Annotated in this window: 16 protein-coding genes; 13 read left to right on the top strand and 3 right to left on the bottom strand. The window is 44.9% G+C overall.

Annotation, left to right across the window (positions count from 1 at the left end):
• The first annotated feature begins 25 nt into the window (after nucleotides 1-25).
• The 3 genes from BK126_RS06290 to BK126_RS06280 all read left to right on the top strand — a co-directional run bounded on the left by BK126_RS06290 (nucleotide 26) and on the right by BK126_RS06280 (nucleotide 5,196).
• The gene (locus BK126_RS06290; RefSeq protein ID WP_076311778.1) at nucleotides 26-952 is read left to right on the top strand and encodes a carbohydrate ABC transporter permease; all 927 of its coding nucleotides are present in this window, start codon (nucleotides 26-28) and stop codon (nucleotides 950-952) included.
• A 34-nt stretch (nucleotides 953-986) separates the two neighbouring features.
• Nucleotides 987-2,633, top strand: coding sequence for an ABC transporter substrate-binding protein (locus BK126_RS06285; RefSeq protein WP_076311777.1), 1,647 nt, complete (start codon nucleotides 987-989; stop codon nucleotides 2,631-2,633).
• Between the two features lie 283 nt (nucleotides 2,634-2,916).
• Nucleotides 2,917-5,196 (top strand): glycoside hydrolase family 95 protein, encoded by a 2,280-nt coding sequence (locus tag BK126_RS06280; RefSeq protein WP_076311776.1) that lies wholly within the window; start codon nucleotides 2,917-2,919, stop codon nucleotides 5,194-5,196.
• 301 nt (nucleotides 5,197-5,497) lie between these two features.
• Here the strand turns inward: BK126_RS06280 and BK126_RS06275 are convergent, their stop codons facing one another.
• A complete protein-coding gene (locus tag BK126_RS06275; RefSeq protein WP_076311775.1) occupies nucleotides 5,498-6,532 on the bottom strand; it encodes a CdaR family transcriptional regulator in 1,035 nt (344 codons plus the stop codon).
• Nucleotides 6,533-6,759: 227 nt separating this feature from the next.
• Here BK126_RS06275 and BK126_RS06270 point away from each other — a divergent pair, with 227 nt between their 5' ends.
• The 5 genes from BK126_RS06270 to BK126_RS29325 are packed head-to-tail and all read left to right on the top strand — an operon-like array spanning nucleotide 6,760 to nucleotide 9,524.
• Entirely contained in the window at nucleotides 6,760-7,614 is an 855-nt protein-coding gene (locus BK126_RS06270; protein ID WP_076311774.1) for a serine hydrolase, read from the top strand.
• 47 nt (nucleotides 7,615-7,661) lie between these two features.
• Nucleotides 7,662-8,201 carry an HAD-IIIA family hydrolase gene (locus tag BK126_RS06265; protein ID WP_083655736.1) on the top strand — a complete coding sequence of 180 codons (540 nt, stop codon included), beginning with the start codon at nucleotides 7,662-7,664 and terminating at the stop codon, nucleotides 8,199-8,201.
• A gap of 36 nt (nucleotides 8,202-8,237) precedes the next feature.
• Nucleotides 8,238-8,756: a GNAT family N-acetyltransferase gene (locus BK126_RS06260; protein ID WP_256209580.1), complete on the top strand. Its 519-nt coding sequence runs from the start codon at nucleotides 8,238-8,240 to the stop codon at nucleotides 8,754-8,756.
• A 6-nt stretch (nucleotides 8,757-8,762) separates the two neighbouring features.
• On the top strand, nucleotides 8,763-9,332 hold the full coding sequence (locus BK126_RS06255; RefSeq protein WP_076311773.1) for a histidine phosphatase family protein: 570 nt from the start codon (nucleotides 8,763-8,765) through the stop codon (nucleotides 9,330-9,332).
• Nucleotides 9,333-9,347: 15 nt separating this feature from the next.
• Nucleotides 9,348-9,524: a hypothetical protein gene (locus BK126_RS29325; RefSeq protein WP_177178647.1), complete on the top strand. Its 177-nt coding sequence runs from the start codon at nucleotides 9,348-9,350 to the stop codon at nucleotides 9,522-9,524.
• A 75-nt stretch (nucleotides 9,525-9,599) separates the two neighbouring features.
• On the opposite strand, the gene BK126_RS06250 is transcribed toward BK126_RS29325, so the two are convergent.
• Both BK126_RS06250 and BK126_RS06245 read right to left on the bottom strand, forming a co-directional pair.
• A complete protein-coding gene (locus BK126_RS06250; RefSeq protein WP_047910094.1) occupies nucleotides 9,600-9,824 on the bottom strand; it encodes a sulfurtransferase TusA family protein in 225 nt (74 codons plus the stop codon).
• Between the two features lie 12 nt (nucleotides 9,825-9,836).
• Entirely contained in the window at nucleotides 9,837-10,898 is a 1,062-nt protein-coding gene (locus BK126_RS06245) for a YeeE/YedE family protein (protein WP_047910250.1), read from the bottom strand.
• A 256-nt stretch (nucleotides 10,899-11,154) separates the two neighbouring features.
• On the opposite strand from BK126_RS06245, the gene BK126_RS06240 reads away from it, so the two are divergent.
• The 5 genes from BK126_RS06240 to BK126_RS30210 all read left to right on the top strand — a co-directional run bounded on the left by BK126_RS06240 (nucleotide 11,155) and on the right by BK126_RS30210 (nucleotide 12,931).
• The gene (locus tag BK126_RS06240; RefSeq protein ID WP_076311772.1) at nucleotides 11,155-11,652 is read left to right on the top strand and encodes a hypothetical protein; all 498 of its coding nucleotides are present in this window, start codon (nucleotides 11,155-11,157) and stop codon (nucleotides 11,650-11,652) included.
• 108 nt (nucleotides 11,653-11,760) lie between these two features.
• Nucleotides 11,761-12,099 carry a hypothetical protein gene (locus BK126_RS06235; RefSeq protein ID WP_076311771.1) on the top strand — a complete coding sequence of 113 codons (339 nt, stop codon included), beginning with the start codon at nucleotides 11,761-11,763 and terminating at the stop codon, nucleotides 12,097-12,099.
• 15 nt (nucleotides 12,100-12,114) lie between these two features.
• Nucleotides 12,115-12,390: an SRPBCC family protein gene (locus BK126_RS06230; RefSeq protein WP_305954027.1), complete on the top strand. Its 276-nt coding sequence runs from the start codon at nucleotides 12,115-12,117 to the stop codon at nucleotides 12,388-12,390.
• A gap of 119 nt (nucleotides 12,391-12,509) precedes the next feature.
• The gene (locus BK126_RS30215) at nucleotides 12,510-12,830 is read left to right on the top strand and encodes a glycosyl-4,4'-diaponeurosporenoate acyltransferase CrtO family protein (RefSeq protein ID WP_076311770.1); all 321 of its coding nucleotides are present in this window, start codon (nucleotides 12,510-12,512) and stop codon (nucleotides 12,828-12,830) included.
• Nucleotides 12,815-12,931 carry a glycosyl-4,4'-diaponeurosporenoate acyltransferase CrtO family protein gene (locus BK126_RS30210; protein WP_368665070.1) on the top strand — a complete coding sequence of 39 codons (117 nt, stop codon included), beginning with the start codon at nucleotides 12,815-12,817 and terminating at the stop codon, nucleotides 12,929-12,931. The genes BK126_RS30215 and BK126_RS30210 overlap by 16 nt, the downstream gene beginning before the upstream one ends.
• The last annotated feature ends 158 nt before the right edge of the window (nucleotides 12,932-13,089 follow it).

The raw sequence follows: 13,089 nt of genomic DNA, 5'->3' as shown, positions 1-13,089 counted from the left end.
CGGCATTAGGAAAGGGAGGAATCCGATGAGCAAGTTGCAGTCCCAAGCCGGTTCAGCGGTTAGTCAGAGGAGCACCATCAGAGAATCTTTTGGGGACCGGGTGTTTATAGCCATCATCTACCTCATTCTGACGGTTGTCTTGATTGCAGTGCTCTATCCACTGATTTATATCGTAAGCTCTTCTCTGAGCAGCCCGGCTGCAGTTACATCCGGAAAAGTCTGGCTGTGGCCTGTTGATATGACACTCGACGGCTATAAGTCTGTATTGCGCAACGATCAGGTTATCATGGGTTATGCCAATTCGTTATTTTACACCACAATAGGAACAATCATTAGTGTAGCACTGACCATTATGATTGCTTATCCGCTTTCCAAAAAAACCTTTGTTGGGCGCAGCCCTCTCATGATGTTTATTACATTCACCATGCTATTTTCCGGCGGATTAATTCCAACTTACTTAGTGGTTAAATCCATGGGAATGATCGATACCCGCTGGGCTCTGTTGATTCCTAATGCCATCTGGGTGTGGCAGGTGATTATCGCACGTACTTTTTTTCAGAATTCTATCCCGGATGAGCTGTCCGAGGCAGCCGATATTGACGGATGCAGTGATATCCGTTTCATTTTCAGCGTCATTTTGCCTCTCGCCAAACCCATCGTGGCTGTTTTGTCATTGATGTATGCCGTTGGGCAGTGGAATGCGTATTTTGATGCTCTGATCTATTTAAAAACACAATCGCTCTATCCGCTTCAGTTGATTCTCCGCAGCATTCTGATTCTGAGTAACAGTACGGGAAATATGGATGTAGGAGAGATGGTGAAGCAGCAGCAAATGGCCGAATTGATGAAGTTCTCACTCATTGTGATGGCCAGCTTGCCGGTACTCATCATTTATCCGTTTGTGCAGCGATATTTCGTTCAGGGCATGTTGATTGGCTCCGTCAAGGGCTAGTTCATTACAATTAATTGTAAGGGAGAGGGTCTATTTGAGAAAATCAGGGTCATTCGCACTTGCTTTTATACTGCTCCTGTCTGTGGCACTGGCGGGATGTTCATCCTCAAAGGGCAGCGGAGAAGAGGGGAGCGGCCCTTCATCCGGAGACAACGTGACCATTAATGTGTTCGCGCACCAAAGTTCGGATACCAACCTTCAAACGAACAAGTTTACCAAAAAAATGGAAGAGAAGTTTAACATGAAGATAAACTGGACGACGGTTCCTTTTGACGGTGCAGCTGAAAAGAGACAGATATCATTAGCTTCGGGGGACTACCCGGATCTATATTTTCTCATTCCATGGGTTGACCGTTTCTCTCAAACGGACTTGTTGAAATTTGGACAGCAAGGTGTCATTGTACCGCTCAATGATCTAATTGAGCAATACGCACCGAATATCAAAAAGGTACTGGACAGCAATGAGTATTATAAAGCAATGAATACAGCACCGGACGGCAATATTTACGGACTGACGGGCTTGAATGAATGCTTCCACTGCTCATATCCGAACAAAATGTGGATGAATACGAAATGGCTAGAGCAGCTGGGCTTATCCGAGCCTACAACGACGGAAGAATTTAAGGAAGTGCTAAAAGCATTCAAAACCAAGGACCCGAACGGCAATGGCAAAGCGGATGAAGTGCCTCTGAGCGGTTCCATTGAAAATTTCGGCGTTCACATCATTCCCTATTTGATGAACGGGTTTATCTACGACGATGACAGAACCTATCTCATTGCAAAGGATGGCCGGGTTGATACGGTTGCGAACAAAACGGAGTGGAAGGAAGGACTGGCCTATATCAAGTCGCTATACGATGAAGGTTTGATTGACCCCGGTGCGTTCACTCAAAATGTTGGGGCCTTTAAAAAAATTGGAGATAATGCGGATGCGCAGCTTCTTGGCGCAGGTGCTGCCATGCATCCATCTCTTTTTGTAAATACAGCTGAGGGTGCTCCCTATGGAAAGGATTATAATCCGATTCCTCCTTTGAAAGGGCCGCATGCCAATTATGCGTCCTACAACTATCCAATTGACCCTGGAGCATCGTTTGTACTCACGAACAAGGCAAGTGAAGAGACACAGATTGCAGCCATAAAAATGCTGGATTATCTCTATACACAAGAGGGAGCCATGAGTGCATATTTGGGTGAGGAGGGCACCAGCTGGCGCAAGCCGGAGGAAGGCGATGTGGCCCTTAATGATCAGGTAGAGCCGCTTTACAAAGCCATTCCCCTCTCCACAGGAGAGGAGCCTCGTAATGACAGCTGGGGTGCACTGAGTCAGTATAATCACCACAGAGCATATCGGGATGCCGAAGTACAAGGCAAGGACATCTATGCAGGTGACGGTTATGAGCGCCGACTTTATGAGGCAACACTCCTAATGGAAGGAAAAGAACCCGAGGAAGTTTTTCCGCATTGGGCACTATGGGTCGATCCGGCAAATGCGGACGAAACAAGCATGATGCAGACGAACCTCAAGGATTATATTGACCAGAATGCCCTGCAATTCATTACAGGAGCAAAGAGTCTGGAAAAGGATTGGGACGATTACGTAAAAGGGCTGGAAGGCCTCAACATCAAGCGTTATCTGGAAATTATGCAGGCAGCGTATGATACTTCATCCATTTCCAAGTAGGGAGAAAGGGGAGGTTTATACCCATCCTGGGCGGCACTTTCATCCATTATTATCAAACACGGGCCGGTTCGCATTTTTGCGAATCAGGTCCTTAATCTTTTATGGCAGACAGCCACCCACCATTGATTTTTATCGAAGAAACTCTCCCAATATATGATCTTTTCGATTCTCATATCATGAAAGAGTATGGATCTGCATGAATACGTTATTTTTATTCTTTGTTACGATGTTATTATGAGATTAATCTCTTATCATTCATTGAAATTCATAGTGGAGGTTCAGAATGAAAGAATCGAATCGGAACAATCATCGCATGTGGTACAGCAAACCGGCAGAGATATGGAACGAGGCCTTGCCAATCGGAAACGGTCGGCTTGGGGCAATGATATTTGGAGGCGTAGCGGAGGAGCGTTTGAAGTTAAATGAAGACTCGATGTGGTATGGGGGGCCCCGGGATCGGAATAACGAAGATGCACTGCCCAATCTGCCCCATATCCGCAAGTTAATCATGGAAGGGAAACTCCAAGAGGCTGAAGAGATGGCCAGCATGACGATGGCCGGGCTTCCTGAAGCCCAGAGACATTATGTGCCACTTGGTGAGCTGCAGTTATCATTCGGCAATCATGATGGTCCTGTTGAGGACTATGTACGTGAGCTGGATTTGAACCGGGGCATCTCCAAGGTTAGCTATAACGTTAATGGTGTCCGTTATACTCGTGAGCTGTTTGCCAGCCATCCGGATCAAGCCATCATCATCCGAATCTCAACAGACAAGAAGAATGCCTTGTCCATGAAAGCCCGATTCAATCGTCAGAATTGGAGATACCTGGAGAAAACCAAAAAGTGGGAGCAGAATGGACTCATTATGCGTGGTGAATGCGGTGGTAAAGACGGCAGTTCCTTCGCAGCTGTGTTGAAAGCGATACCAGATGGAGGTACCTGTCAGCTCCTTGGCGAGTATTTGCTACTCAAGGATGCGAGCTCGGTCACACTGCTGCTTGCTGCGGAAACGACTTTCCGCCAGGAAGATCCGGAATTATACACTAAACTTCGTATGGAAGAGCTCAGCCGAATTCCTTATGAAACACTGCTTGTACGGCATACATCGGATTATAATGAACTGTTCAGCAGGGTTTCGTTGAACCTGTCCAAAAGTTCTGATCGTCATGATGGTCCGACGGATGAGAGATTACAACAGTTCCAAAGGGGAGAAGAAGACCCCGAATTGATCGAAACCTATTTTCAGTTTGGTCGTTATTTGCTAATATCCTCAAGCCGGCCAGGTTCCCTGCCTGCTAATCTTCAAGGAATATGGAATGACAGTTTCACTCCGCCTTGGGACAGCAAATTTACGATCAACATTAATGCCCAAATGAACTACTGGCTCGCCGAAAACTGCAATCTAGCCGAGTGCCATGAGCCTTTGTTCGATCTGATTGAGCGAATGCGGGAGCCTGGCCGAATTACGGCACAAAAGATGTATGACTGCCGGGGGTTTACCGCACATCATAATACGGATATTTGGGCAGACACGGCCCCTCAGGATACCTACCTGCCAGCTTCCTTCTGGCCGATGGGCGCTGCTTGGTTATGCCTGCATTTATGGGAGCATTATCGCTATAGTCAGGATCTCAATTTTCTGGAAGAAGCATACGAAACCATGAAGGAATCTGCGCAATTTCTTCTTGACTATCTGATTGAGGATGCGGATGGCCGTCTGATTACCTGTCCCTCCGTTTCTCCAGAGAACAGTTACAAGCTGCCAAGTGGTGAGGTGGGGATTCTATGCGTTGGCGCTTCGATGGATTTTCAGATTATTGAAGCTCTGTTCACTGCTTGCATTCAAAGTGCCGAGTTGATCGGAAGGGACCATACATTCAGGGAAGAACTTGCTGCTGCTCTGAAGCGAATTCCCAAGACTCAAATCGGCAAATACGGACAAATCCAGGAATGGATGGAGGATTACGAAGAAGTGGAACCGGGACACCGGCACATCTCACATCTATTTGGTTTGTACCCTGGAGAAAGCTTCACTCCAGAATACACGCCGGAACTTGCAAAAGCCGCACGTACAACGCTCGAACGTAGATTGGAGAATGGTGGGGGGCATACCGGATGGAGCCGGGCCTGGATCATTCACTTTTGGGCAAGACTTCAGGATGGGCAGAAGGCTTATGAAAATGTAAGAGCTCTCCTGGAGAACTCCACGTTGCCCAATCTTTTTGACAATCATCCTCCGTTTCAGATTGACGGCAACTTCGGGGGATCCTCTGGCATTGCTGAGATGTTATTGCAGAGCCACACCGATCTGATCCGGCTTCTGCCTGCCTTACCAGACAATTGGTGTGAAGGAAGTGTAGAGGGGCTCAGGGCTCGTGGCGGATATACCATTGGATTTTCCTGGGCGAAATCGAAAATTACTGAAGTCACCGTAAGAAGTTCAATTGCTGGGCTTTGTCAGTTGGAAGGTCCTGGCCTAAAGCCAATTTCATTCAACACAGAAGCTGGCGCAACGTATACGTTTACACCGAGTTCGTCAGAGACGTTGTCACAAACTCAATGATCAATTAATAAATCGATCTCCTTCAGAAGAAGCAGTGTATCCAGCTCATTGTCGCTACGGATGAATGGAGAGAATGATAAGTATGAGATTTAATCTAATGTGACAGAAAAACAAACAATAGAGGCAGTCCGTAGCGATGGTATTCGCGGGTCTGCCTCGTTTTGCTATAAGTTATAGGTTGTAGTCAATACCTTGGGAAATGCGTATAAGAGTTTATATCGCTATGGAGCTCCAGCTTTGGTTGGAATATGTAAGGATCACGCCCGTGACTAAATCTGTACGCCAATAATGCAGAATACAGCTATTTATACAGCGCAAGTAGTCCATAAGTTAGTTCAAACAGATCAAACGTGTTTCGTGGGTCCTTGCCTGTTAGATCGTAAATCCGTTTGAGCCGGTATTGAAGTGTATTCCGGTGAATGCTCAGCTCTGCGGAAGTGTCGGATACACTGCAATTGTTATTGATGTATACTCTCAGGGTATCGAGCAGATCCACGGACTCTTTATCCTCCAACTTGGTGATGAGATGCTCGGAGCCGTTAAGCACTGTCTCGCTTAATTTCACAAGGAACTCGATCTGATCATACAGAATAATTCGTTCGGGGAGATGCAGGGCCCGGGCTGTCCTCATCGCAGACTTGGCCTGATCATAGCTGTCAGCAATATGGATTTCATGACGCGAAACACTGATCTTAAGCAGGGGCTGACTTTGCAGCAGCTGCTTGATTACCTTCTTGATCTCCTTGACATCCTGCATGAGAACGATGCATATATCTTCCTCGATAATAAATGAAGGATACATAAGAAGAATATTGGAAATTTCAGCATTCATCCCAGAATGATGGATGTAGAGAATTGTTGTCGGTAATAACAGGTCAATGTTGTAGGCGAGCGCTTTTTTTTGCAGCTTCTGTGAGTAAATCCCTTGATGATTTAGCAGGACCTCTAGAAATGCCTTCTTACGATTAGCTTCATTTTGCATCGATTCTAGTGCCATCCCTTGCTCTATTAGAAGCACCACGGTTGTTCTTACAATGCTGCAGAAGGGACGTACCTCCTCCGGGCTGCCCGAGATCCCGATAACGCCTACGCGGACTTGATTAATAACGATGGGTTCATTCGTGCCCTTTTTTTCATAACGCTGATCCTCCCATACCTCTACCATTTTTCCGCTCTCAAGCGCTTTAATGGCTCCACGATGCTCTGTGCCAATACGGCTTGGATTCCCGCTGCCTATAATAATGCCTTTATCATTCATAATGTTGATATTGTACGGAATGTCCTTCATCATGCGGTTCACAATATCTTGTGCTAATGCTTCGGATAATTGGTACATTACTTCCCTCTCCAGTGTGTTCATTCTCAGAGTAACGGCTGTCTAAACTATCTATTTAAAAGTATAACTTATTTTGTGCAGATGAACGAAGCTTTATGAGAAGAACATGTAAATAGAGGGGGAAGGGATCTCATCCCTTTTTAAATAAAATATGGTAATAATATCTTCGTCAATGGTAACATGGTGGAAAGCTGCTGTAACTTGATCATGTAAAGGAGCTGCTATTCATGCCGCAATTATCGTCAGAGGAGCTGTATGCAGGTTCGCTTCATCACATCATGAAACCACTTCGTCCGTTAATAGAACAAGCCAATCTAAACGGAGTACGCGTAACAGTCAGTGTGGCTGATCTAAGCGTTACCGCTGGTAACTTAGGGTTCTCGATCGGATCAGAAGAGCGGTACAGATCAGCAAGCACGATCAAACTGGCGATTGCCTGTGCACTGCTGCAAATGGTTGATCGAGGTGAAGTTCGTCTTGAAGATCAGGCTGTCGTGAGGGATAAGGATGTAGTAGGAGGCTCGGGATCGCTTCAGCTGGAAGTTATGCCCCTTAGTATTAACATAGGAAGGCTGGCAAAACTCATGATCGCGCAGTCGGATAATACGGCAACGAATGTCCTGATTGATATGATTGGCTTTGAGCGGGTAAGAGCTATGCTGGAAGGACTTGGGATACACCAGACGCAGCTTGCACGCAAGATGTTTGCACCTGTTCAGTCCCCGGAGCTGGACAATTATGCGGATGCCCGAGAGCTCACATATTTACTCAAGCTTGTATATCAAGGGGAGGTGCTCTCTGAATATTCTCGACGGCTGCTGCTTCTATGGATGTCCAGGCAAGAGGTGAATACGAAATTTGGCGCTGTGCTTGGTGACATGCTGATCGCACACAAGACAGGAGAAGCGAGTAATGTTACACATGATGCAGGTTACTTCTTGATACCAGGTAGAGAGCTTGCCGTGGCAGTGATGACAGAGGTTATGACAACGGAAATATATGAAGAAGCTCAGCGTATCGGCAATCCCGTGATTCAAAGAATAGCCAAGATCATCTATGATCAGCTGCTGAGAGACTATTAAGAATGGAATTACTGAAATAGATTCTGTGATGATGGATCAAGTGAGAGGTGTTTGAACTGGAACTGCAGGCTGTATTTATAGATCGAGATGGAACCATTGGGGGGACGGGGCACTTTATCCATCCGCGCGATTTTGTGTTGTATGACGGAGCGCTTGATGCTATCCATTTGCTAAAGGGAAAGGGAATCAAGGTGTTTGCGTTTACGAACCAGCATCGAATATCGAAGCAGCAAGCAAGTGAAGAAGAGTTCAGAGAGCAGTTTCTATCGTATGGGTTTGATGATGCATTTATCTGTCCGCATGGAAGTACGGAGATTTGTAATTGCAGGAAGCCGAAGCCCGGCATGCTGCATACGGCTGCAGCAGTATATGACCTCGATCTAGCAAAGTGCGCTGTCATTGGTGACGTCGGCGATACGGATATACTAGCAGCACATGCGGTTAGGGCACTGAAAGTGCTTGTCAAGACAGGGTGGGGAATGGGATCACTAACCGACTATCGATCAAGCTGGGCGGAGGTTGTACCGGATTATATAGCGGAGAACCTGCTGGATGCGGTGAATTGGCTGCTATTTCGAAGGCTGTAAAAGGAGAGGTGAGAGAGAGTGGAGGAGGTTTTTCTCGTGGAGCCTTCGTACGAATATCGGGAAGAGTATCTCGATATGATCCTCGAATGGACAGAGGCCGGAGAGCGAATGATTCCTTTTGTGCTGAGATACGATCCTTCTGATTTTGACTGTTTTTTAGCTAAGTTAAGCGAGTTAGAAAATGGGAGCCAACTGGACCATTTAACGGTGAACAGCAGCACTTTTTGGCTTGTAAGATCAGATCGTAAAGTGCTAGGTGCTGTAAATATTCGCCATGAACTGAATGACTTTCTATTAGGGCGTGGCGGACATATTGGGTATGGCATCAGACCAAGTGAGCGAAAAAAAGGATACGCAGCAATGCTCCTTTCACTCGCGCTTGAACAAGCCAAAACACTAGGTATCCGTAATGTACTGGTTACTTGTGATAAAGACAACATCGCTTCGGCTAAGACAATCATTTCGAATGGGGGAGTCCTTGAGTCAGAAGTCATCATCGAGGGAATTCAAATTCAAAGGTACTGGATTGAGAACGAAGGCTGTGAGCAGGAGTGATTGTACATGGAATTGGTATTTATCAGACATGCTCAAGGAGAGCATACGTTGAACTGGCCCAACCAGCTGCATATGCAGCATCCTGCATTAACAGAGAGTGGGATACAACAAGCAGAAAAATTACGTCATCTGTATCCACTATGCTCCGAAGATGTCGTCGTAACAAGTCCTACCAGAAGAACCATGGAAACGGTAAATATATGGAGCAAGGACGTTGCGGTACACAAATATGTTACGCCGCTTCTCGGACCAAGAATGTTTCCGCAAAATCCAGCGTGGGAGCCCCTTGGCTGTGATAAGATTTATACTTTGGAAGAGATATCTGCTGACTATCCTGATTATACAGTTGTGCCGTCCGAGCAGGAGCTATGGAAGGAAGGAATTAATACACTCTCCAATGAGCGCTTTGAATTTCAAGCAGATAAATTTTTAAAGTGGATCAGTAGATTTGAAGGCAATGTATATTGCGTCACCCACGATGGGACCATTAACAGCTACCGGCAATTTCTTGGGGAGTCAGGCCTCACGAGAGGAGATTTCTTAAGGGAGATCGGAGTTTACAAAATAAGAATATAGAAGAAGGGGATAGATATGGCTCTTTACTCGGCATTTAGCTTGTTTGGAATACTCATTTACCTGGTTTCTATTGTTGTCGCCATTTACTTGATTGTGCTGTTTGTCAAGCTGGCCAGACGGGGCATACAAGCTTTGGATATTTATATCGACAAGCATCAAGGTTTTAACAACGATCAGGACCATCTTCAATAATTCAAGGGTTTTACTCTCAAAAAAAGCGATCCTTATCAGTTAACCTGAAAGGATCGCTTTTCATATAAGCTCAGCTTATTTTTTCTTCACAGTGATAGTCCAAGAAGCATCGTCCAGCTGCTCATAGTTGGTAATGGAGTGTCCATCCTCAGCAGCCCAGCGCGGAATGCTCTCCGTCGCTTGTGTACAATCGAAATCAATGACGAGCTCGTCGCCGCTGTTTATCGTTTTAATTGCTTCTTTTGCTTCGATCAGTGGGAATGGGCAAACCATTCCGAGAACTTGTAGTTTTTGTTGCATGTTAAATTCCTCCTAAGCAGTTGCAGTTGTTGAAGCGGCGGCACCTGCGCTCGCTTTTTTGCGTGGACGTATGAATACAAAATAGGATGCAGTCCATGTACCCAGAATCATAAAGACCAGAGAAATCCATCCCTGCCATGTCATCATTGCCGTCATGACGAGACCGTTACCGATGGAGCAGCCTCCAGCCCAGCTTGCGCCAAAACCCATTAGCAGTCCTCCGCCGAAGCTGGTTACAGCTGTCTTCGCATCCGGAGCGCGGAAACGGAACTCCTTGCTTGCCTTCGCAGCAGCAAAGGAACCAACGAAGATACCGAGCACGAGGAATACGCCCCAGTTGATAAATCCGTCATCGCCAGTTACGAGATACTGCAAAATGTTTGCGGAAGGTGTAGTTACACCCAAGCCAAAGTTTCTGCCTGTAGCTGCGCTGAGCGGCCATGCAAGCAGGGCAATGAGTCCGATCAGAATAGCAGTGACAAATGGATGCCAGCGTTTCTCGAACAGTAGATGGGCAAGACCCTTGCGTTTAGGCTTCAATGTTGGAATGAACACTTTCGGCTTGCGCAAATGTCTTACTACCAAGAATACCGTAATGGCTACCAGTAATACAATAAACGGCCATACGGACAGTCCAAACGTTGCCGGAATAGAGTTTGTGGTCGTAGCGACCTCACTTAAACTGGAGTTAACCGGAGCCAGTGGACCGGATTTCATAATTGCGGCCATCGCCATGTAACCGAACAGGGCAATCCAGCTGCCAATCAGTCCTTCACCTGCACGATACCAAGTGCCTGTCGCACAGCCGCCAGCCAGAATAATGCCAATACCAAAAATAAATGAACCAAGAATGGTGGCTACCCATGAAAATTCCCCAGCATCATATTGAAGGACACCTGTCTGAATTAATGCGAATACCCCGATGCTTTGTACAGATATTGCGATAAGCAGCGCATAGAACATGCGGTTGTCTTTGGCAATGTACATATCTCTGAATCCGCCTGTCAGACAGAACCGGCCGCGCTGCATAACGAATCCCAGCAAGGCGCCGCACAAAAGTCCTGTAATGACCATTTGTAACAACTTGCTCACTCTCCTTATTTTTCATAGCATTCATTCTAAATACTAGTAAACTACTATGCTTTCTTTGTATTCTGATTCTAACACACAAAAGTACAACGTCAACAGTGTATCTCCAACCATATCATCCATAGATTAGAAGTAAAACCATATATAAGTGTGATATATTTTTTAGGAGATGTGTGATTCCAAGGAGGCATGTGTCTATCTAGCAGCAAATCGAGATATAAGCCAATAAGAGGGTGATGAAGTGATCTATAGGGATATGGTGGTATTTAGCGTAAACGTACTGATCAGTTTAGTGCTAGTGCTTCTTGTTGATTTGTTCACTTTTAAATATGAGCCCGGCGGCTCCACTTCAGGAAATGGTAATCCAGGACTATTAATCTTAGTTCCGGCATTGCTGTACTCCATCGGCTTGTTTATATACAGTTTCTTCTTTATGAAGAAGCTATTCGCTTCTGTTCATGATAAATATGTGGCTACGATGAGGGTTCCCATCCTGCTGATCTGTTTTATTCTTATTTTTAGTTTTATGGCATTTATGGAAATTGCAGATTTAAAAACTCAACTGGGAGGTTTTGCGGATGACCCGGGATCTGTCATTTATCGGTTTGGTTGGCTGAATCAATATACGAATACTGTTTTTTATAACATTTATGTGCTGTTTGTCGGCATGTTTATAACTTCTTTCATAAGCTGGCTTGTTGTAAGAGGTAATTTGATTAAGCAGTCCAAGGACTCATGAATATGTATTCAAATTTCAGGATGACTAAAACAAATCGTTAACGAATGACGTCTAATAGGTATGAATTACTTATGCCTATTCGTTTTAGGCGGAGGAGAGAGTCTCTGAATGAAAGCTTATAGCAGGATTGCGGTTTTATTGTTATATAATTTCTTGCTCACATTACTTACTTATTATTGGCTCCGCTTACTTAGTTGGCTGATTGAAGGATATGTGCCGCCACTGCTGGTTATTGCTTCCTTACTCCTTATGCTGTTCGCGTGGATACCAGCCAATCTATTGCTCATCAGAAAGTTGAAGCTTCGTTTATCCCATGCACTTTTGTGGATCGGATTCGTTATCCTCATTCTGCTGTATGAACCGATGATGATGCCTCAGTACAAACAGTCGGTTAATCATCATGCGATGCTTCAATCCTTTGATATCCTGTTATATTTCAAGAAATAAGGAGCTGAACCCAGCATGGTTACTTTGGACACGAGCATCATTATCCAGGCTCCAATAGAACATTGCTTCGATGCCGCGAGAAATATCAGTCTTCATCCCGTAACGGTATGGAAGCATACCAAAGAGAAGGCTGTAGCAGGCATTACGGACGGCTTCATTGAATCTGGACAGACAGTAACCTTTGAGGCCACTCATTTTGGTGTCAGACAAAAATTGACTTCCGAAGTGACTGCCTACAAGCGCCCGATCTATTTTACGGACGAGATGCATGAAGGATGTTTTAATATTTGAGGCTCCCTTTGGTGTATTTGGGAAAATGGCAGAACGCTGGGTACTTGAGTCGTATATGAAGCGATTCTTGGAGCATCGGAATAAACGGCTAAAGGAGTGGCTGGAGAAAGAATACGAGTATGAGATTATTAGATAAAATATTTAATGATAAGTACTTTCGTATCAAGAGATTTGAATGCGACGGAAAGATATATGAGCATATAGGGATAAAGCGATATAAGAAATTTTTGCTTTTTTTGGCCATGAAAAGAAGACATGATATACCATTCAAAAACTATTTTATTGGCGAATATTCAATAAACGGATTGATCCAGTTTGAGACGCGAACCAGGAAGAGTGAAAGGATGCACGTCCTCATTGCGATCGTCATTTTGTTGTATCAATCTAGAATTATTATTTCTGTGGATAGTTTGCTAGACATCATATTTCTTCTCTTTTAAATATCATTGTTAACTTCTATCCCATTTGTTTGCAAAGATATAATCGGATTAGAATGAACAGGGTTATTTCACAAGCAAAAAGACCTTTTGACCCCCTTTAAACGAGGGGACTTTGTTTTAACATTATCTTGATAAATTTTATAAATGGATAATAATTACATTGACATAGGGTTGATTTTCTAAAATAATAGAACATAATTAAATACTGGTACCTTTAAATCAGTCCAGAGAGGCTGGCAAGGACAGCGGATTTTCGTAA

The organism is Paenibacillus sp. FSL H7-0326 (assembly GCF_001955535.1).
GTDB lineage: Bacteria > Bacillota > Bacilli > Paenibacillales > Paenibacillaceae > Paenibacillus > Paenibacillus shunpengii.
Note: the sequence above shows the minus strand (reverse complement) of the source record. Positions and strands in the feature narration are given on the sequence as shown.

Bases quoted from the DNA above. Each gene is read 5' to 3' on its own strand.
- BK126_RS06270 (WP_076311774.1), top strand. From the start codon at position 6,760: ATGCCGCAATTATCGTCAGAGGAGCTGTATGCAGGTTCGCTTCATCAC.
- BK126_RS06255 (WP_076311773.1), top strand. From the start codon at position 8,763: ATGGAATTGGTATTTATCAGACATGCTCAAGGAGAGCATACGTTGAAC.
- BK126_RS06230 (WP_305954027.1), top strand. From the start codon at position 12,115: ATGGTTACTTTGGACACGAGCATCATTATCCAGGCTCCAATAGAACAT.
- BK126_RS06290 (WP_076311778.1), top strand. From the start codon at position 26: ATGAGCAAGTTGCAGTCCCAAGCCGGTTCAGCGGTTAGTCAGAGGAGC.
- BK126_RS06275 (WP_076311775.1), bottom strand. From the start codon at position 6,532: ATGTACCAATTATCCGAAGCATTAGCACAAGATATTGTGAACCGCATG.
- BK126_RS29325 (WP_177178647.1), top strand. From the start codon at position 9,348: ATGGCTCTTTACTCGGCATTTAGCTTGTTTGGAATACTCATTTACCTG.
- BK126_RS30215 (WP_076311770.1), top strand. From the start codon at position 12,510: ATGAGATTATTAGATAAAATATTTAATGATAAGTACTTTCGTATCAAG.
- BK126_RS06280 (WP_076311776.1), top strand. From the start codon at position 2,917: ATGAAAGAATCGAATCGGAACAATCATCGCATGTGGTACAGCAAACCG.
- BK126_RS06235 (WP_076311771.1), top strand. From the start codon at position 11,761: ATGAAAGCTTATAGCAGGATTGCGGTTTTATTGTTATATAATTTCTTG.
- BK126_RS06245 (WP_047910250.1), bottom strand. From the start codon at position 10,898: ATGGTCATTACAGGACTTTTGTGCGGCGCCTTGCTGGGATTCGTTATG.
- BK126_RS06250 (WP_047910094.1), bottom strand. From the start codon at position 9,824: ATGCAACAAAAACTACAAGTTCTCGGAATGGTTTGCCCATTCCCACTG.